A 17,384-nucleotide genomic window follows, 5' to 3' on the forward strand; every position below is an offset into this window, starting at 1 on the left:
CATGGACGGACCGATCCGATGCCCTTGCACGTACTCGTACTCGGAGGCACCACGGAGGCCCGCCGGCTCGCGGAGTCCCTGGTGGCGGCGGACGGGATCCGGGTGACCAGCTCACTCGCGGGGCGCGTCGCCCGGCCGAGGCTGCCGCCCGGTGAGGTACGCGTCGGCGGCTTCGGCGGGGCCGAGGGCCTGGCCGAGTGGCTCCGCGCACACCATGTGGATGCGGTCATCGACGCCACCCATCCCTTCGCAGGCACGATCAGTTTCAACGCGGCCTCGGCCGCCGCCGCTGTCCATGTTCCCCTGCTGGCACTCCGACGGCCCGGCTGGGTGCCGGTGGAGGGCGACCGGTGGCACGTCACCGACTCCCTCGCGGGGGCGGCGGAGCTGCTGCCGGAGCTCGGGTCACGCGTCTTCCTCACCACGGGACGCATGGGGCTGGCGGCTTTCGCGGGTCTGGACCCGCTGTGGTTCCTGGTGCGCTCGGTGGACGCTCCCGAGGCCCCGCACCCGGCGCGGATGGAGGTCCTGCTGGACAGGGGGCCGTTCTCCCTGGAGGGCGAGCGGGAGCTGATCCGGCGCCATCGCGTCGATGTCCTCGTCACCAAGGACAGCGGCGGTGACGCCACCGCCCCCAAGCTCGCCGCCGCGCGCGAGGCCGGAATCCCGGTGGTGGTGGTCGGGCGGCCGCCGGTCCCCCCGGGTGTGCCCGTGGCCGGGACGCCCGGGGAGGCCCTCGCGCTGCTGCGGCGCCTCACCGGTCCGTGACCGGCCGGCAGGCGCCCGCCGTCAGTCCTCCGGGTAGCGGCGCGGCGTCCAGACGATCTGCTGTCCGTCGCCCCGGCGCACCCAGCGCGTCTGGGAGGACCCGACGATGAGGATCGTCCGCATGTCCACCTCGCCCGGGTCCAGATCGGCCAGCCGCACCGTCCGCACGCTCTCCGCCGGGCCCCCGACATCGCGGCCGAGCACGACGGGCGTGTCCGGGGATCGGTGCTCCAGCAGCAGGTCACGGGCCTTGCCGACCTGCCATGTCCGGCTGCGGGAACCGGGGTTGTACAGCGCCATGACGAGGTCGGCCGTGGCCGCCGCGCGCAGCCGTTCGGCGATGACCTCCCATGGCTTCAGCCGGTCCGAGAGGGAGATGGTGGCGTAGTCGTGGCCCAGCGGCGCACCCGCCCTGGCGGCGGCGGCGTTGGCAGCCGTCACTCCGGGAAGCACCCGCACCGCGATGTCTGTGTACGCGTCCTGCGAGGCCACTTCCAGTACGGCCGTCGCCATGGCGAAGACCCCCGGGTCGCCACCTGACACCACGGCGACGCGGCGCCCGCGGCGGGCCAGGTCCAGGGCGAATTCGGCCCGCTCGGACTCGACCTTGTTGTCGGAGCCGTGGCGCTGCTGTCCCGGCCGCACCGGCACCCTGTCCAGATACGTCGTGTAACCGACCAGGTCGTCGGCGGCGGCCAGCGCGCCGCGTGTCTCGGGCGTCAGCCACAGCGGTCCGGCCGGCCCGGTGCCGACCACGACGACCTCGCCGCTGTCCGGGCCCGCTGCCGGTGAGGGCCGGGGGGCGTCGATCCGGCTGGGCAGCACGGCGACCGCGAAGTAGGGCACGGAGTCCGCGTCGGTGTCCGCCAGGTCGCCGGTCCGCTCCCCGGCCATGGTGGCGCGCTCGACGTACCGGGCCTCGGGCAGCCGGCCGGACGCCTCGAAGGCGCGGCGCACCGCGGGGAACGTCCGGCCCAGCTTCATCACCACGGCGGAGTCCGTGGCCGCCAGACGTGCCGTCAGCTCCTCCTCGGGCAGGGTGCCCGGCAGGATCGTCAGCACCTCCTCGGCCTCGACGAGCGGGGTGCCGAGACGGGCGGCGGCGGCGCTGACCGAGGTGACGCCGGGGATGACCTCGGTGTCGTAACGGTCCGCGAGCCGCTTGTGCATGTGCTGGTACGAGCCGTAGAAGAGCGGGTCGCCCTCGGCGAGCACGGCGACGGTGCGCCCGGCGTCGAGGTGCGCCGCGAGGCGGGCCGCGGCCTCGGTGTAGAACTCGTCCAACGCGCCCCGGTAGCCGCCCGGGTGGTCCGTGGTCTCCGTCGTGACGGGGTAGACCAGCGCCTCCTCGATGTGGTCGGCGCGGATGTGCTCCGCCGCGATCGAGCGGGCGATGGAGCGGCCGTGCCGGGCGGAGTGGTACGCGACGACGTCGGCCTCGCCGATGATCCGCACGGCCCTCACGGTCATCAGGGCAGGGTCGCCCGGGCCGAGCCCGACGCCGTACAGCCGCCCCGTGCCGGTCGTCTGCTGCTGCTCGGGCACGCTCACTCCTCCTCGCTGGCGATCGCGTTGAGGGCGGCGGCGGCGATGGCGCTGCCACCACGCCTGCCGCGCACGACGAGGTGCTCAAGACCCGAAGGGTGGGCGGCCAGAGCCTCCTTGGACTCGGCGGCGCCGATGAATCCGACGGGCACACCGATGACGGCGGCGGGGCGCGGGGCGCCCTCCTCGATCATCTCCAGCAGCCGGAAGAGCGCGGTGGGCGCGTTGCCGACGGCGACGACCGCGCCCCCCATCCGGTCCCGCCACAGCTCCAGGGCTGCGGCGCTGCGCGTGGTGCCGAGCTTCGCCGCCAGCCCGGGGACGGCGGGGTCGGACAGGGTGCAGATCACGTCGTTGTCCGCGGGCAGGCGCTTGCGCGTCACACCGCTGGCGACCATGGCCACGTCGCACAGGATCGGTGCGCCGGACCGCAGGGCCGCACGGGCGTCGGCCACCGCGTTCGAAGAGAAGGCGATGTCGCGTACGAGGTCGACCATGCCGCAGGCGTGGATCATCCGGACCGCGACCTGGCTCACGTCGGCGGGCAGCCCTGCCAGATCCGCCTCCGCGCGGATGGTGGCGAAGGACTGGCGGTAGATCGCCGGTCCGTCCTTCTCGTACTGATGCACAGTGCTGTCGCTTTCTTCATCGAACAGGTCGAACAGGGGTGGTGGTACGTCGTGGTCAGGTGTGCGTGCCCCGGGCCGCCGCCACGGCGTCGGCGAGCGCGGCCGGGTCGTCCCGGACCGTCGCCGCCTCGGTGGCCCGGCCCTCCCGCACATGGGAGATCCGGTGTCCGCCGGGGGTGGCGACCACGTCGATCCACTCCCCCCGCGGATGGCCGCAGCGGCGTTCGCACCCGGACCAGTACACAGGGAGCCGTCCGGCCGGCCCGACGGCGGCCCCCGCGTCGGCCCGTACGTCGGCCAGCGACTTCGCGCAGCCGGGCCGCCCGATACAGGCCCCGACACCGGCCCAGGGGGAGCCGGGCCCGGTGATCAGACCGGCCCCGGAGAGGGCGGCCGGCAGGCCGGCGGCGCGGCCGGGCCCGATGCCGGTGACGACGACCCCTCGCCACGGCGTGAGGCGCAGTTCCCCGGCGCTCGACAGCAGCCGCCACCGGTCCAGGTCCAGCCGCCCCAGCGGTACGCCGACGGAGAACGCGGCCCCGGCGCGGTCGCCCGGAACGGGGCCCGGGGCCGGGGGCAGGGCTTCGAGGGGGCGGGGGAGGACCGTCCCCGGGGTGACGTCGATGCCGTCCCGCCCGAGCCGTCGTACGACCTCGGCGGGCAGAGCGGCGGCCGTGGCGTCCGGCAGGTCCTTGACCCGCCAGGCGCCGCTGTCACGGGCGGAGTCGAGGAAGGCCTCGGCCGCGGTCAGCGCCGCCGGGGGGCCGTCGGCGGAGGGGACGCGGAGGACGGCGTCACCGTCGCCGATGCGCAGGAGCGCGCTGCCGTCGTCGTGGCCCCGCAGGGTCAGGTCGGCGCCGAGCGCGTCCACATCGCCGCGGCCGTCGTCGAGCGCGAACAGGAAACGTCCGGAAAGCGCCGTCGCGTTGTCGCTGCCGCACAGAAGGCGGTCCAGTTCGGTCAGCCAAGGGCGTACGTCGACGGACCCGAGGCCGTCGAGCCCGGAGAGCGGGGAGGCGACCACGTTGCGTACACGCTCATGGCGTTCGGAGGGCAGCAGTCCGGCCGTGGCCAGCAGACCGGCCAGCTCGGCGCCGCAGTCCGGGGCGAGCCCGCGCAGCTGGACGTTTCCGCGTGAGGTGAGATGCAGCTCACCGTCGCCGAAGCTCCCGGCGGCCTGCCCCAGCGCCTCCGCCTGGCGGGGTGTCAGCACCCCGCCGGGTATCCGGATCCGCGCCAGCGCGCCGTCGTCCGCCCGGTGCAGACGCAGCGCGCCGGGGCAGGCGTCGCCGCTGCTCCGGGCACACGCGTCGCCCGGAGACCGGGACGTCAGGGGGGAGGCGGACATGGCGGCGAGCATACCGACCGTGACCGTGACGCACCCCTACGGTCACTGTGACCTACGGGACACCCGTCACCGTCCCGGTGAGGGCGGGGGCCGTCTGGTCAGGACCCCCCACCCGCCGCCTACTATGCCTAGCGGCGGTCCGTTCGGCCCGCCATCGCCAGACGGCGACACGGAGGAAGCCCGGTGAGAATCCGGCGCGGTCCCGCCACTGTGAGCCCGGCCCACTCGGCCGTGCGAGTCAGGAACTCCATTCCCCAAGCTCTCGGCTTCGCTCGAGCAGGGGAGACCCCAATCCGACACTGCCCGGGGCGTGGACACCCCGAGGAAGGGCTGACGCCGCATGATCCTGCTCCTGTCGACGTCCGACACCGATCTGCTGAGCGCCCGCGCCTCGCAGGGCCCGGTCAGCTACCGCTACGCCAACCCTTCCCGGCTCCCCCTCGACGACCTCCCGCAGCTGCTGGAGGGCACCGACCTCGTCGTCGTACGCCTCCTCGGCGGCGTACGCGCCTGGCAGGACGGGCTCGACCAGGTGCTCGCCACCGGCCGGCCCGTCGTCGTGCTGACCGGTGAACAGGCCCCCGACGCCCAGCTGATGGCCGCCTCCACCGTGCCGATCGGCATCGCCGCCGAGGCACACGCCTACCTCGCGCACGGCGGCCCCGCCAACCTGGAGCAGCTGGCCCGCTTCCTCTCCGACACCGTGCTGCTCACCGGCCACGGCTTCGAGCCGCCCGCCCCGGCCCCCGCGTGGGGCCCGCTGGAGCGGACCGCCCGGGACGTCACAGGACCGACCGTCGCGGTGCTCTACTACCGCGCCCACCACATGAGCGGGAACACCGCGTTCATCGAGGCGCTCTGCACCGCCGTGGAGGACGCCGGCGCCCGCCCCCTTCCGCTGTACGTCGCCTCGCTGCGCACGCCGGAGCCCGAACTCATCGACGAACTCCGCGCCGCCGACGCCATCGTGACCACGGTCCTCGCGGCGGGCGGCACCAAGCCGGCCACCGCTTCGGCGGGCGGCGACGACGAGTCCTGGGACGCGGGCGCCCTCACCGGCCTCGACGTACCCGTCCTCCAGGCGCTCTGCCTCACCAGCCCGCGTGCCGCCTGGGAGGAGAACGACGAGGGCGTCTCCCCGCTGGACGCGGCGACCCAGATCGCCGTCCCCGAGTTCGACGGCCGCCTGATCACCGTGCCGTTCTCCTTCAAGGAGATCGACGAGGACGGGCTGCCCGCCTACGTCGCCGACCCCGAGCGGGCCGCCCGCGTCGCCGGGATCGCCGTACGCCACGCCCGGCTCCGCCACATCCCCGCCGCCGAGAAGCGGATCGCGCTCGTCCTGTCCGCGTACCCGACGAAGCACTCCCGCATCGGTAACGCCGTCGGCCTCGACACCCCCGCGAGCGCCGTGGCGCTGCTGCGCCGACTGCGCGCCGAGGGCTACGACTTCGGCCCCGAGGAGGACATCCCGGGCCTGGTCTCCGGCGACGGCGACGAGCTGATCTACGCGCTCATCGAGGCCGGCGGCCACGACCAGGAGTGGCTCACCGAGGAGCAGCTGGCCCGCAACCCGGTCCGGATCCCCGCCGCCGACTACCGCCGCTGGTTCGCCACGCTGCCCGCCGAACTCCGCGAGGCGGTGGAGGAGCACTGGGGCCCGGCGCCCGGCGAGATGTTCCTCGACCGGTCCCGCAACCCCGAGGGCGACATCGTGCTCGCCGCCCTGCGCCGCGGCAATCTGCTGATCCTCATCCAGCCGCCGCGCGGCTTCGGCGAGAACCCGATCGCGATCTACCACGACCCCGATCTGCCGCCCTCGCACCACTACCTGGCCGCGTACCGCTGGATCGCCGCGTCCGCCGACGACAACGGCTTCGGCGCCGACGCGATGATCCACCTCGGCAAGCACGGCAACCTGGAGTGGCTGCCCGGCAAGAACGCCGGCCTCTCCGCCGCCTGCGGCCCCGACGCCGCGCTGGGCGATCTCCCGCTGGTCTACCCGTTCCTGGTCAACGACCCCGGCGAGGGCACCCAGGCCAAGCGACGCGTGCACGCCACCCTCGTCGACCACCTCGTGCCGCCGATGGCCCGCGCCGACAGCTACGGCGACATCGCCCGCCTCGAACAGCTCCTGGACGAGCACGCCCAGATCGCCGCGATGGACCCGGCCAAGCTGCCGGCCGTCCGTGCCCAGATCTGGACCCTCATCCAGGCCGCGAAGCTCGACCACGACCTGGGCCTGGAGGACCGGCCGGAGGACGAGGGCTTCGACGAGTTCATCATGCATCTCGACGGCTGGCTCTGTGAGATCAAGGACGTCCAGATCCGCGACGGCCTGCACGTCCTGGGCGCCGCCCCGGCCGGCAAGGACCGCGTCAACCTGGTCCTCGCCGTCCTGCGCGCCCGCCAGATCTGGGGCGGTACGACGTCGCTGATCGGGCTGCGCGAGGCGCTCGGCCTGGACGAGTCGGCGGCCACCCGCACCGCCGCCGACGCGACCGAGGAGCAGGCCCGCGCACTCGTACAGGCGATGGACGACGCGGACTGGGACCCGGCGGCCGTCGCCGGTGTGGCGGCGGGACACCCGCAGGCCGTCGCCGACATCCTCGACTTCGCGGCCCGCGAGGTCGTGCCCCGCCTCGCGGCGACGACCGACGAACTCGACCACGCGGTCCACGCGCTGAACGGCGGCTTCGTCCCCGCAGGGCCGTCGGGCTCCCCCCTCCGGGGCCTGGTCAACGTCCTGCCGACGGGCCGCAACTTCTACTCCGTCGACCCGAAGGCCGTCCCCTCCCGCCTCGCCTGGGAGACCGGTCAGGCCCTCGCCGACTCGCTCCTGGAGCGCTACCGCGCGGACAACGGCGACTGGCCCACCTCCGTCGGCCTCTCCCTGTGGGGCACCAGCGCCATGCGCACCGCCGGGGACGACATCGCGGAGGCGTTCGCCCTGCTCGGCGTACGCCCCGTCTGGGACGACGCCTCGCGCCGCGTCACCGGCCTGGAGGCGATCCCGTACGAGGAGCTCGGCCGCCCGCGCGTCGACGTCACGCTGCGCATCTCCGGCTTCTTCCGCGACGCGTTCCCGCACACCATCGGCCTGCTCGACGACGCCGTCCGCCTGGCGGCCTCCCTCGACGAGCCCGCAGAGCAGAACTTCGTACGCGCCCACACCCAGGCCGACCTGGCCGAACACGGCGACGAGCGGCGCGCCACCACCCGCATCTTCGGCTCCCGGCCGGGGACGTACGGCGCCGGGCTGCTCCAGCTCATCGACTCCCGCGACTGGCGTACGGACGCCGACCTCGCCGAGGTCTACACGGTGTGGGGCGGCTACGCCTACGGCCGTGAGCTGGATGGACGCCCGGCCCGGGACGAGATGGAGACCGCGTACAAGCGGATCGCGGTGGCGGCGAAGAACACCGACACCCGTGAGCACGACATCGCGGACTCGGACGACTACTTCCAGTACCACGGCGGCATGGTCGCGACCGTACGCGCGCTGAAGGGCACCGCCCCCGAGGCGTACATCGGCGACTCGACCCGCCCCGAGACGGTCCGCACCCGCACCCTGGTCGAGGAGACGTCCCGGGTGTTCCGCGCCCGGGTGGTCAACCCGAAGTGGATCGAGGCGATGCGCCGCCACGGCTACAAGGGCGCCTTCGAGCTCGCCGCGACGGTCGACTACCTCTTCGGGTACGACGCGACGACGGGCGTGGTCGCGGACTGGATGTACGACAAGCTCACCGAGACGTACGTCCTGGACCCGACGAACCGCGAGTTCCTCCAGCAGGCCAACCCCTGGGCCCTTCACGGGATCGCGGAGCGCCTTCTGGAGGCGGAGTCCCGCGGGATGTGGGCGAAGCCCGACCCGGCGGTCCTCGAAGCGCTGCGCCAGGTGTTCCTGGAGACCGAGGGCGACCTGGAGGGCGAGGACTGAGCGTCCCACCGGCCGGTGGGCTCACCGGCCGGTGAGCCGCGTCCTGCCTTGCTGCCTCCCGCCCGCGGGTCCAAGCTTGTGGGATGGGTGACCGAGCGGGCCACACGCCGATCCCTTCTGTCCAGCTCGCGTTCCGCTTGATGGAAGCCGTGGCGGCGCACGACGGGGGCGCGCCCGCGAACGAGCTGGCGCGGCAGGCGCGGCTGCCCCTGGACACCGCGCTGGGGCTGCTGCGGGACCTCACGCGGGACGGCTACCTCCGCCGGCTCGACGACGGCTCCTTCGTCCTGGGCGACCTGCCGCACGGCGACCACTTCGCGCGCGACGTGGCGGGCCTGGTCCGCCCGGCCCTCGCCTCACTGCGGGACGACCTGTCGGCCGCCGCCTACCTCACCTTCTACGAGGAGGGCGAGATCACGATCGCCGAGATCGTCGACAGCCCGCAGACGCCCAAGGTCGACCTCTGGGTGGGTTTCCAGGACGCCGGGCACGCCACGGCGCTCGGCAAGTGCGTCCTGCGTGAGCTGGACGCCGAGGCCCGGGTCGAATACCTCACGCGGCACACGCTCGCCGACCTCACTCCCCGCACGATCACGCACCGGGAGGAGCTGATCCGGCAGCTCGAGTCGTCGCGCTCCGTACCGGCGGTGATGGACCGGGAGGAGTACAACCTCGGCACGGTGTGCATCGCGGTGCCGGTGCACAGCGGCGACGGGACGGTCGGGTCGCTCGGTGTCTCCTTCCGCGCGGACCGGATGTACCGCACCAGTCAGGTCCGCCAGAGCCTGCTGGCGTCGGCGGACCGGGTGAGCAGGGACATCTCCCTCGGCACCTGAGGGAGATCAGGTTCAGGTGTCCCGCGGGCTGCCGAGGCGGTCGCGGCGTCCGAGGTCCAGAACAAGGCGGCCACCGCTGAGGCCCTCGACGGCCAGGGCGACGTCGTGCCACTGCCCCTGTGTGAACGAGCGGGCGTCCACGATGTGCTGCCGCGGGCCGCCGCCCACGGGCACCGCGTACAGCGACACCACGGAATCGTGGCTGCCGTGGTCGAACGCCAGGTCGGCGATGTCCTCCCACGGCAGGTCCAGGTGGGGCTTCCAGCGCGAGCCGCCGCCGACGCGGGCCCAGGCGATCAGAACGACGAGCCCTGACCGGTGCAGACGGAACTCGGTGTCGTTCTTGCTGTTGCGGACGGTGACCGGTCCCTGCGCGCGAGGCCGGGGCACCGGTGCCGCCGGGTGCTCACGGGGTGGCGGGGGCGTGGGGCCGTGCCCCGCAGAGGGCATCTCGGGGGACGTGCGCGCGCACCGTGACACCAGGCCGCCGATTCCGCTGATGAGAAGGGCCGCTCCGAGGGCCGCCCCGAGCCCGCCCACGATCCACCCACCGACGCCCCGGTCCACGAACCCCGGCACCGCGACGCCGCAGACGAACACCGAGGCACCGACAGCTACCCGGCCGAGATACCGACTGCGACGCGCCCCGTCGACCACGATGATCCGCCTCCGTACCCGCAGGTCCTGTGTCTCCCGGTGACGTGCGAGACACATCTACGCCGACGCCGACCGTGGCCCTCCCGGTTCCGGCCGTGCCCCTCGACGTGCTCCTACGAGCCGTGTCCGCCCGCTGCGACGGCCTTGAGCTCGTCCAGCAGCTCTCGCATCACCGGCGCCATGGCGCGGTCCTCGGACGCCGCGATCCACCGCTCGAAACCGACCTTGAACACGGCGATCCCCGTCTCGGCGGTCAGGCTCGCGGCGGGCTCCGGGACGCCGCGCCCGCGCAGGGTCTCGGCGAGCGCCGCCGACAGCGAGGCGAGCTTGATCAGCTCGCGCTCCTGGAGTTCCGCGTTCGCCGCGATCACGGCCTGCCGCTTACGCGCGTGCTCGCGGCGGTCGTCGAACATCTCCGAGATCGTGTCGAGGACCGCCACCAGCACGTCGATCGGCGCCGTGGACTCCGGAACACCGGCGACCGCCTCGACCAGCAGGTCGCGCAGCTCGGAACCGCCGAACAGCACCTCGCGCTTGTCGGCGTAGTGCCTGAAGTAGGTCCGCTCCGTGAGACCGGCCCGTCTGGCGATCTCCGCCACCGTGGTCTGCTCGAAGCCCCGCTCGCTGTAGAGCTCCAACGCCGCTTCCGCCAGGCGCCCGCGCGCGTTCGGCTCCCATCTACCCATGGAGCGATCCTACGTGATGACAGTGACCGACATCTGCTGCTACCTTTGATGTCAGCAACTGACATCGATAGTCCCTGGAGTGTCCCATGCGTGTCTTCGTGACCGGTGCGTCCGGCTGGATCGGCTCCGCCGTCGTTCCCGAACTCCTCGACGCCGGGCATCAGGTGGTCGGGCTGGCCCGCTCCGACACCTCGGCCGCCGCGCTCACCACCGCCGGTGCCGAGGTGGTGCGGGGCACCGTCGACGACCTCGACGTCCTGCGGGACGCGGCCGCCGCGTCGGACGGGGTGATCCACCTCGCCTTCAAGCACGACATCGCCTTCGGCGGTGACTTCCGGGGAGCCGCCGAGGCCGACCGCCGCGCCGTCGAGGCCTTCGGCGACGCGCTGGCGGGTACCGGCCGCCCCTTCGTCATCGCCTCCGGCGCCGCCGGTCTCGCCGCCGGCCGGGTGGCGACCGAGCGGGACATGCCCGCGATCGACGGCTCGCCGTCCTCGGTCAGGGCGGCCACGTCCCTGGCGACGCTCGAACTCGCCTCGCGCGGCATCCGCTCGTCGGTGGTGCGGCTCTCCACCTGCCACGGCGAGGGCGACAACGGCTTCGTCACCACCCTCGTCGGCATCGCCCGCACCAAGGGCGCCTCCGGTTACATCGGCGACGGCGCCAACCGCTGGCCGGTCGTCCACCGCCTCGACGCGGCGCGGCTGTTCCGGCTGGCAGTGGAGAAGGCCCCCGCCGGATCCGTGCTGCACGCGGTCGCGGAGGAGGGCATCGCTGTCCGGGACATCGCCGAGGTGATCGGCCGCCGGCTCGGCGTGCCGGTGGTGTCCGTCGCCCCGGAGGGAGCGGCGGCCCACTTCTCCTGGCTGGCCGACTTCCTCGGTCTCGACGCCCCGGCGTCGCACGCGCTCACCGGCGAACTGCTGGACTGGCGGCCGACCCGCCCCGGTCTTCTGGAAGACCTGGAGAAGGGCCACTACTTCGACGCTCCCGGCGTCGCCTGACCGGGGGGGCAGCACCACATGGCCGGAGACGGGGGGGCACCGGCCCCGGGCCCCGGACAGCACAGGACTTCCACCGGGCAGCCCCGGACCGGGACCGGTCAGGAATCGAGAAGCGCGCGGCGCGGAGTCGCCATAGCTTCGTTCCATGGCTTCCATCGCATCCGTCACCCTTGAGGTGGCCAACCCCACCGCCGCCGAAACCTTCTACTCCGCCGCCTTCGGTCTGGGCCCTGAGCTGCGCCTACGGGCTTCCGAGGCGCCGACGACCGGCTTCCGCGGCTTCACGCTGTCGCTCACGGTCTCCCAGCCGTCCACCGTCGACAGCCTGGTCGGCTCCGCACTCGACGCCGGTGCCTCGGCGGTGAAGCCGGCCACGAAGTCGCTCTGGGGTTACGGCGGTGTCGTACGGGCCCCCGACGGGACGCTCTGGAAGATCGCCACCTCCGCGAAGAAGGACAAGGGCCCGGCCACCCGGCAGATCGACCGCTTCGTGCTGCTGCTGGGAGCCGAGGACGTGCTCGCGAGCAAGCGGTTCTACGTCGGCCAAGGCCTCACCGTGGGGAAGAGCTTCGGCCGTAAGTACGTCGAGTTCGACACCCCCACGAGCCCGGTCACGCTGGCGCTCTACGGGCGCGGGGCCCTGGCCAAGGACGCCGGCGTCCCGCCGGACGGCACCGGATCGCACCGGATCGCCCTCGGCAGCGACATCGGCCCCTTCACCGACCCGGACGGTTTCGAGTGGGAGAAGGAGTCCCACTGAGCCGCGCACGATCCCGGGACCGTGCCCGCCCGTCGCGCTGAACGCATGCGCGGCTCCGGCCGGGCGTGGCACGATCGCGCAGGTGACGAACAGACCCTCCGAGGCGCAGTACCTGCGTGACCTGGCACTGCTGCGCCGGGTCCGCGACCGGATGGACCGGGAGTACGCGCAGCCGCTGGACGTCGAGGCGCTCGCCCGGGGCGTGAACATGTCGGCCGGGCACCTCAGCCGTCAGTTCCGGCGGGCGTACGGCGAATCACCGTACGGCTATCTGATGACGCGGCGTATCGAGCGGGCGATGGCGCTGCTGCGGCGTGGCGACCTCAGCGTCACCGAGGTCTGCTTCGAGGTCGGCTGTTCGTCGCTGGGCACCTTCAGCACACGCTTCACGGAGCTGGTCGGCATGCCGCCCAGCGCCTACCGGCGCCAGGCGGAGAGCCACGCCGCGGGAGTACCGCCGTGCGTGGCGAAACAGGTGACCAGACCGATCAGGAATCGAGAAGCCCGGGCCCCCGAACCCCCGCTAGCGTGACCGCCATGGACATCAACATCCGTACGAGCGTCCTCCCGCACGACGACCCGGACACAGCCCTGGCCTTCTACCGCGACACCCTCGGTTTCGAGGTGCGCAGCGACGTCGGAACCGGCACGATGCGCTGGATCACGGTCGGCCCCGCCGGCCGGCCCGACACGTCCATCCTGCTGGCACCGCCGGCCGCCGACCCCGGCATCACCGAGGACGAGCGACGCACCGTCGTCGAGATGATGGCCAAGGGCACCTACGGCTGGATCCTCCTGGCCACCGAGGACCTCGACGCCACCTTCGAGAAGCTGCAGGCCGGCGACGCCGAGGTCATCCAGGAGCCGACCGAGCAGCCGTACGGCGTCCGCGACTGCGCCTTCCGCGACCCGGCGGGCAACCAGATCCGCATCCAGGAAGTGCGCTGAGCCCCGGCTGCCCGCCTCATGTCACCTTCGCCAGAACAGGTGGTGCGTCACACCGCTCGGGCTGGGGACGACCTCGAGGTGGTACCGGTCGACCAGCTCGTCGGGTGACTCCCAGAGCCGTTCCCCGGCACCGATCTTCACCGGGGCGACCACCACGTGCAAGGTGTCGACGAGGCCGGCGTCGAGGAACTGCCTGACGGTGGTGACCCCGCCGCCGAGCCGGACGTCCTGGCCCCGCGCGGCCTCCCGTGCCTGTTCGAGGACGTGGGCGGGGTCGCCGTCGACGAAGTGGAACGTGGTGTCGGAGAGGGTGAACGAGGGCCGCTTGTGGTGGGTCATGACGAACACCGGGGTGTGGAAGGGGGGCTCGTCACCCCACCAGCCACGCCACTCCTCGTTCTCCCAGGGCCCGCGCTGAGGCCCGAACTTGTTGCGGCCCATGATCTCGGCGCCGATGTTGTTCGCGAAGTCCCGGGTGAAGTAGTCGTCGAGGCCCCTCGTCCCCCCGGGGTCGGTGCGATTGGGCCAGCCCGCCGTGGCGCCGGCCCAGGACATCAGGGCCCCGGGATCCGCGTCACCGAACGGCTTCTCGAGGCTCTGGTGCTCACCGGCACCGAATCCGTCGCTCGAGACGGTGAAGTTCTGGACCCTCAGCAACTGTCCCACGTGATCCTCCTGAGTCGGATGTCAGTAATGAGACCGCACGCACCGGGAGAACTCATCGGCTGACGTTCCACCACCGTGCGTGGGAGCTGTCGTCACTGTCGCAGACCCAGGGCCACGGACGCGGCGACGCCAACGGTTCCCGCAGGAGCGGTGTGGGCCCCCGGACCCTCTGGGGCCCCCGGGCGCCACGTACAGGGCGCCCGAGGCCCTCCGACTGACGTGCTACGGGTGAATATGCGGGCATCGCGGTGCGCCGAAGGCCGGGCACCGGCACTCTGCTGAGTGAGGAGCAGTCGGGGGACGCGCAGGCCGGTGGCCGGCTGCCCCCGCCCTCCGAAACGGCGTCACCGTCCCGGCGAAGCCCGGCGGTCGCGAGTCGAAGGGGGCGCGTCAGTGACGTCAAGTACAGCAGGACCGGCCGGTCGAGCTCATGCCACGGGCGGGTCGCCCGACCGTGTCGGCGTGCGGCCCGAGGCCCCCGCCGTGCCGGCGGTTCCGGCACAGCCATGGGGCTCGCCCGGTGAGGAACGGCAGCGCCCGGTGCCCCGCCACGTCGCGTGCGTGATGGACGGGAACGGCCGGTGGGCGCAGCAACGTTCCCTGCCGCGCACGTCCGGGCACAGGGCGGCCGAGGCGACGGTGATCGACGTCATCGAGGCGGCGCGGTCGGCCGGGGTCGAATGGCTCAGCCTGTACGCCTTCTCCACCGAGAACTGGCAACGCCCGGGCGAGGAGATCGACTTCCTGATGCGTCTGGTACGCCGCGTGGTGCGCAAACACGCGCTGCTGCTGCACGCGCGTGGCATCCGTTGCCGGCTGCTGGGGGCTGAGGATCCGAGGATCCCCGCCCCTCTGGCCCAGGACTTCGCCGACCTGATGACCCTCACCGAGGGCAACCGGGGCATGACGCTGACCGTGGCGTTCGACCACGGCGGGCGCCAGGACATCGTCGCCGCGGCGCGGTCACTCATCCGCGCCGGGGTGCCGGCCGACGCCGTCGACCAGGCCCGCTTCGCGGCGCATCTGCCGGTGCCCGACACGCCTGACGTGGACCTCGTCATCCGTACCTCCGGAGAACAGCGCATCTCCAACTTCATGCTCTGGCAGGTGGCCTACGCCGAGTGGATCTTCCCTCCGGTGCTCTGGCCCGACTTCCGTGCGCCGCACCTTCTGGAGTGCCTGCACGAATACCGGCGCCGCGACCGCCGCTTCGGCGGCGTGGCACCGCAAGCGAATGGAGGACCTCAAAGGTGAAGGACACGGACAGCAGCCGCTTCACGCGGACCGGGCCCGGTGCCGGGGACCCGTACGAAGGCCCCGGCCGGGAGGCCATAGAAGCACCGGCCGAATCCTTGTTCGGCCCGGGGGCGCAGTTCCACCGCTTCTTCAACGATCCCCGCTGGGCACTGGCCGTCGTCAGAGCCACGGTGCTCGAAGCCGCCCACCCGCAGATCGGCGCGGCACTGGCCGACAACTCCTCCTTCGTGGTGCACCCGTGGCGACGGCTGCGCAACACCCTCGTGAGCCTGCAGCGCATGTTCGGAGCCGACGAACACACCAGGCAGAGGGAGGCGGCACGGCTCAACCGCATGCACGCACGCCTGAGCGGCACGGACGCCAGGAACCAGCCCTACGACGCGATGGACCCCGAGGTGCGGGCGTGGGTGGTCGCGACGCTCTTCGAGAGCTCCGTCACCATGTGCCGGCTGAGCGGACAGCCACTGGACCAGATCACCATGGAACGGCTCTACGCCGAATTCCAGGCCTTCCTGGCCGCCTTGGGGGACCAGGCGGGCCATCTCCCGCCCACCTTGCCCGAGTTCTGGCAGTACTACGACCGCATGGTCGCGGAGGAACTGCAGAACACGGAGGCACTGCGCACCATCCTCTACAGGCTCTTCGAGCATCTGCCGGCCCCGCCGCTGTTCGCGGGGCTGCCCACACTCTGGGCGACCGGCCGTGCGCTGGCGGGACCGGTCATCGGCACCATCACCGTGGCGTCCCTTCCCGAGGTCTTCCGCCGTCGGGCGGGCCTGCCGGAGATCCCGGGCGCGCAGACCCTCATGCAGAGCGCCTACATGGCCGCCCGCCTGGCCCGCGCCCTGCCCGACAACTGGGTCCAGACGGAGAACGTCGTCGGCCTGCTCAACCTGTCACCGGACAGCGAAGGCCCCTGGGCCGAGACGCTCACCACTCTGCGCGCCCGGACGAAACGGGCCGGCGCGCTGTTCCGGCTGATCACACCGGTTCCGGCACAACCGGGTGCCCCGGAAGACCCGGGCGGGGAGGACAACCAGCGGGGGGCCCGCGCATTCTTCACCGAGGTTCTGGACCAGACCGGGGACGGCATGCTGGACTGGCCCGATCTCGCCGCCATGGCCAGGGAGCTCTGCTCCCGTCTCGACCTGGACGAGCCGGAGGAGACCCGCCTGTACGACGCGTTCGCCGCGTGGTGGAGGGAGCTCCAGTCGGCCCTGGACAGCGACGGGGACGGACGGGTGAGCGAGGAGGAGTACGTCGCCGCGGTCCCGTCCCTGGCAGGACCGGCACTGATCAGGGTCGCCGAGGTCCTCTTCGACGTCACGGACGCGGACGGCGATCAGTTCGTCGACGCCGAGGAGTACCGGGCCCTCTTCAGGAGGGGCTTCGGGCGAACCGTCGTGGATGCCGACGGGCGATACTCCCGAAGCGCGTTCGTGCGGGACTTCCTGTCCTTCATGTCGGGCCGCCAACGCTCGACCCCGTACGATCCGCTGCTCTCCGACGCGTAGTGGTGTACGCCGACCGGTCATTTTCCGGGCGCGGGGCCGTACCACTGCATGGCTTGACCGGTGATTGCGGCGATACATTCGAAGTCGTGGTCGCGGTGCAGGAGGGTGAGTCCCTGGAGTTCCGCGGTGGCGGCGACGACGAGGTCAACAGTTCCCGCGCTGCGGTGCTGACCGCGTTGGGTCAGCAGCTCCTGAACCTGCCAGGCGCGGTCGTACGCGCGGTCATCGACGGGCACCCAGCCGAACAGCAGCCGCATGTCCTCGATGCCGCGCGCACGGTCTGCGGCGGAGCGGGCGCTGTAGAAGAACTCCAGCTCGGTGACGGGGCAGGTCGCGATGAGCCCTGCCGTGGCGGCCTGATCCCATCCGTACTGTTCGGCGTCGTCGCGGAAGAATCGGGCGAGCGCGCTGGTGTCGATCAGGAACTGTGCCGCGCTCACCGCCGGTAGTCCCTCTTGTCCTCGAAGACCTCCAGATCGAACGCGCCCTCGCCCGCTGCAGCCCGCAGCCGAGTCAGAGCGAGAGCCCGTCGACGGTTGTCGAGCACCTCGCGCAGGGCAGTGTTGACCGTCTCCTTCTTGGTGCCGGTCCCCAGCGCCTGAGCCACGTCGGCCAGCAGCTCGTCGTCGAGGTCGATCACTGTGCGACTCATGAGGCACCTCCGGATATATCAGCTGGTACCGCAAGTATATCTCTTGATGTATCAAGGCGCCTCCCTGCCTGATGGCGCCGACACACGTCGGTTGGGAGACGTGTGATGGCTCGCTGCAGTTTCCTGGTCGATGGCTGCCTTGATGGTCGCCAAATGCCTACTGGCTCAGGGTCG

General features: G+C 72.3%; 17 protein-coding genes and 1 riboswitch. Of the genes, 9 read left to right on the plus strand and 8 right to left on the minus strand.

What is annotated here, in order from left to right; all coding sequences use genetic code 11:
* Nucleotides 1–18 precede the first annotated feature (18 nt).
* Nucleotides 19–768, plus strand: coding sequence for a cobalt-precorrin-6A reductase (locus ACIP63_RS33910; RefSeq protein WP_401523590.1), 750 nt, complete (start codon nucleotides 19–21; stop codon nucleotides 766–768).
* Between the two features lie 21 nt (nucleotides 769–789).
* Here ACIP63_RS33910 and ACIP63_RS33915 read toward each other — a convergent pair whose 3' ends face one another.
* Genes ACIP63_RS33915 through cobG form a run of 3 tightly spaced genes read right to left on the minus strand, consistent with a single transcriptional unit; the run spans nucleotide 790 to nucleotide 4,302 of the window.
* Nucleotides 790–2,319 carry a precorrin-2 C(20)-methyltransferase gene (locus ACIP63_RS33915; protein ID WP_401523593.1) on the minus strand — a complete coding sequence of 510 codons (1,530 nt, stop codon included), beginning with the start codon at nucleotides 2,317–2,319 and terminating at the stop codon, nucleotides 790–792.
* Nucleotides 2,316–2,942 (minus strand): precorrin-8X methylmutase, encoded by a 627-nt coding sequence (locus tag ACIP63_RS33920; RefSeq protein ID WP_401523596.1) that lies wholly within the window; start codon nucleotides 2,940–2,942, stop codon nucleotides 2,316–2,318. The genes ACIP63_RS33915 and ACIP63_RS33920 overlap by 4 nt, the downstream gene beginning before the upstream one ends.
* Nucleotides 2,943–2,997: 55 nt before the next feature.
* The gene (gene cobG, locus ACIP63_RS33925; RefSeq protein WP_401523599.1) at nucleotides 2,998–4,302 is read right to left on the minus strand and encodes a precorrin-3B synthase; all 1,305 of its coding nucleotides are present in this window, start codon (nucleotides 4,300–4,302) and stop codon (nucleotides 2,998–3,000) included.
* Nucleotides 4,303–4,462: 160 nt separating this feature from the next.
* A riboswitch (cobalamin riboswitch) is annotated at nucleotides 4,463–4,538 on the plus strand.
* A 92-nt stretch (nucleotides 4,539–4,630) separates the two neighbouring features.
* Between cobG and cobN the strand changes: the two genes are divergently transcribed.
* Together cobN and ACIP63_RS33935 are read left to right on the plus strand one after the other, a co-directional pair.
* Nucleotides 4,631–8,230, plus strand: a complete 3,600-nt coding sequence (gene cobN / locus ACIP63_RS33930) for a cobaltochelatase subunit CobN (protein WP_401523602.1) — start codon at nucleotides 4,631–4,633, stop codon at nucleotides 8,228–8,230.
* Nucleotides 8,231–8,313: 83 nt separating this feature from the next.
* The gene (locus tag ACIP63_RS33935) at nucleotides 8,314–9,066 is read left to right on the plus strand and encodes an IclR family transcriptional regulator (RefSeq protein WP_401523604.1); all 753 of its coding nucleotides are present in this window, start codon (nucleotides 8,314–8,316) and stop codon (nucleotides 9,064–9,066) included.
* Between the two features lie 12 nt (nucleotides 9,067–9,078).
* Here the strand turns inward: ACIP63_RS33935 and ACIP63_RS33940 are convergent, their stop codons facing one another.
* Nucleotides 9,079–9,780, minus strand: coding sequence for a hypothetical protein (locus ACIP63_RS33940; RefSeq protein ID WP_401523607.1), 702 nt, complete (start codon nucleotides 9,778–9,780; stop codon nucleotides 9,079–9,081).
* Between the two features lie 56 nt (nucleotides 9,781–9,836).
* Entirely contained in the window at nucleotides 9,837–10,409 is a 573-nt protein-coding gene (locus ACIP63_RS33945) for a TetR/AcrR family transcriptional regulator (RefSeq protein WP_401523610.1), read from the minus strand.
* An 86-nt stretch (nucleotides 10,410–10,495) separates the two neighbouring features.
* On the opposite strand from ACIP63_RS33945, the gene ACIP63_RS33950 reads away from it, so the two are divergent.
* The 4 genes from ACIP63_RS33950 to ACIP63_RS33965 all read left to right on the plus strand — a co-directional run bounded on the left by ACIP63_RS33950 (nucleotide 10,496) and on the right by ACIP63_RS33965 (nucleotide 13,121).
* Nucleotides 10,496–11,413 (plus strand): SDR family oxidoreductase, encoded by a 918-nt coding sequence (locus ACIP63_RS33950; protein WP_401523612.1) that lies wholly within the window; start codon nucleotides 10,496–10,498, stop codon nucleotides 11,411–11,413.
* 145 nt (nucleotides 11,414–11,558) lie between these two features.
* Nucleotides 11,559–12,173: a glyoxalase gene (locus ACIP63_RS33955; protein ID WP_401523615.1), complete on the plus strand. Its 615-nt coding sequence runs from the start codon at nucleotides 11,559–11,561 to the stop codon at nucleotides 12,171–12,173.
* Nucleotides 12,174–12,255: 82 nt separating this feature from the next.
* Nucleotides 12,256–12,705, plus strand: a complete 450-nt coding sequence (locus ACIP63_RS33960) for a helix-turn-helix transcriptional regulator (RefSeq protein WP_401523618.1) — start codon at nucleotides 12,256–12,258, stop codon at nucleotides 12,703–12,705.
* A gap of 5 nt (nucleotides 12,706–12,710) precedes the next feature.
* Entirely contained in the window at nucleotides 12,711–13,121 is a 411-nt protein-coding gene (locus ACIP63_RS33965; protein WP_401523621.1) for a VOC family protein, read from the plus strand.
* A 21-nt stretch (nucleotides 13,122–13,142) separates the two neighbouring features.
* On the opposite strand, the gene ACIP63_RS33970 is transcribed toward ACIP63_RS33965, so the two are convergent.
* On the minus strand, nucleotides 13,143–13,787 hold the full coding sequence (locus ACIP63_RS33970) for a dihydrofolate reductase family protein (protein ID WP_401523624.1): 645 nt from the start codon (nucleotides 13,785–13,787) through the stop codon (nucleotides 13,143–13,145).
* Nucleotides 13,788–14,327: 540 nt separating this feature from the next.
* On the opposite strand from ACIP63_RS33970, the gene uppS reads away from it, so the two are divergent.
* Both uppS and ACIP63_RS33980 read left to right on the plus strand, forming a co-directional pair.
* Nucleotides 14,328–15,041: a polyprenyl diphosphate synthase gene (gene uppS, locus ACIP63_RS33975; RefSeq protein ID WP_401523627.1), complete on the plus strand. Its 714-nt coding sequence runs from the start codon at nucleotides 14,328–14,330 to the stop codon at nucleotides 15,039–15,041.
* Nucleotides 15,042–15,118: 77 nt separating this feature from the next.
* On the plus strand, nucleotides 15,119–16,558 hold the full coding sequence (locus ACIP63_RS33980) for an oxygenase MpaB family protein (RefSeq protein WP_401523786.1): 1,440 nt from the start codon (nucleotides 15,119–15,121) through the stop codon (nucleotides 16,556–16,558).
* Nucleotides 16,559–16,575: 17 nt separating this feature from the next.
* Here the strand turns inward: ACIP63_RS33980 and ACIP63_RS33985 are convergent, their stop codons facing one another.
* Together ACIP63_RS33985 and ACIP63_RS33990 are read right to left on the minus strand one after the other, a co-directional pair.
* Complete coding sequence (locus ACIP63_RS33985; protein ID WP_401523630.1) at nucleotides 16,576–16,998, minus strand: PIN domain nuclease; 423 nt, start codon at nucleotides 16,996–16,998, stop codon at nucleotides 16,576–16,578.
* A complete protein-coding gene (locus tag ACIP63_RS33990; protein WP_401523633.1) occupies nucleotides 16,995–17,210 on the minus strand; it encodes a type II toxin-antitoxin system VapB family antitoxin in 216 nt (71 codons plus the stop codon). The genes ACIP63_RS33985 and ACIP63_RS33990 overlap by 4 nt, the downstream gene beginning before the upstream one ends.
* Nucleotides 17,211–17,384 lie beyond the last annotated feature (174 nt).

The organism is Streptomyces sp. NPDC088746 (genome assembly GCF_044751065.1).
Taxonomy (GTDB): domain Bacteria; phylum Actinomycetota; class Actinomycetes; order Streptomycetales; family Streptomycetaceae; genus Streptomyces.

Excerpts from the sequence above, each read along its gene's own strand:
- ACIP63_RS33910 (WP_401523590.1), top strand. The coding sequence starts at position 19 with ATGCCCTTGCACGTACTCGTACTCGGAGGCACCACGGAGGCCCGCCGG.
- cobN (WP_401523602.1), top strand. The coding sequence starts at position 4,631 with ATGATCCTGCTCCTGTCGACGTCCGACACCGATCTGCTGAGCGCCCGC.
- ACIP63_RS33955 (WP_401523615.1), top strand. The coding sequence starts at position 11,559 with ATGGCTTCCATCGCATCCGTCACCCTTGAGGTGGCCAACCCCACCGCC.
- ACIP63_RS33990 (WP_401523633.1), bottom strand. The coding sequence starts at position 17,210 with ATGAGTCGCACAGTGATCGACCTCGACGACGAGCTGCTGGCCGACGTG.
- ACIP63_RS33950 (WP_401523612.1), top strand. The coding sequence starts at position 10,496 with ATGCGTGTCTTCGTGACCGGTGCGTCCGGCTGGATCGGCTCCGCCGTC.
- cobG (WP_401523599.1), bottom strand. The coding sequence starts at position 4,302 with ATGCTCGCCGCCATGTCCGCCTCCCCCCTGACGTCCCGGTCTCCGGGC.
- ACIP63_RS33965 (WP_401523621.1), top strand. The coding sequence starts at position 12,711 with ATGGACATCAACATCCGTACGAGCGTCCTCCCGCACGACGACCCGGAC.
- ACIP63_RS33945 (WP_401523610.1), bottom strand. The coding sequence starts at position 10,409 with ATGGGTAGATGGGAGCCGAACGCGCGCGGGCGCCTGGCGGAAGCGGCG.
- ACIP63_RS33940 (WP_401523607.1), bottom strand. The coding sequence starts at position 9,780 with ATGTGTCTCGCACGTCACCGGGAGACACAGGACCTGCGGGTACGGAGG.
- ACIP63_RS33935 (WP_401523604.1), top strand. The coding sequence starts at position 8,314 with ATGGGTGACCGAGCGGGCCACACGCCGATCCCTTCTGTCCAGCTCGCG.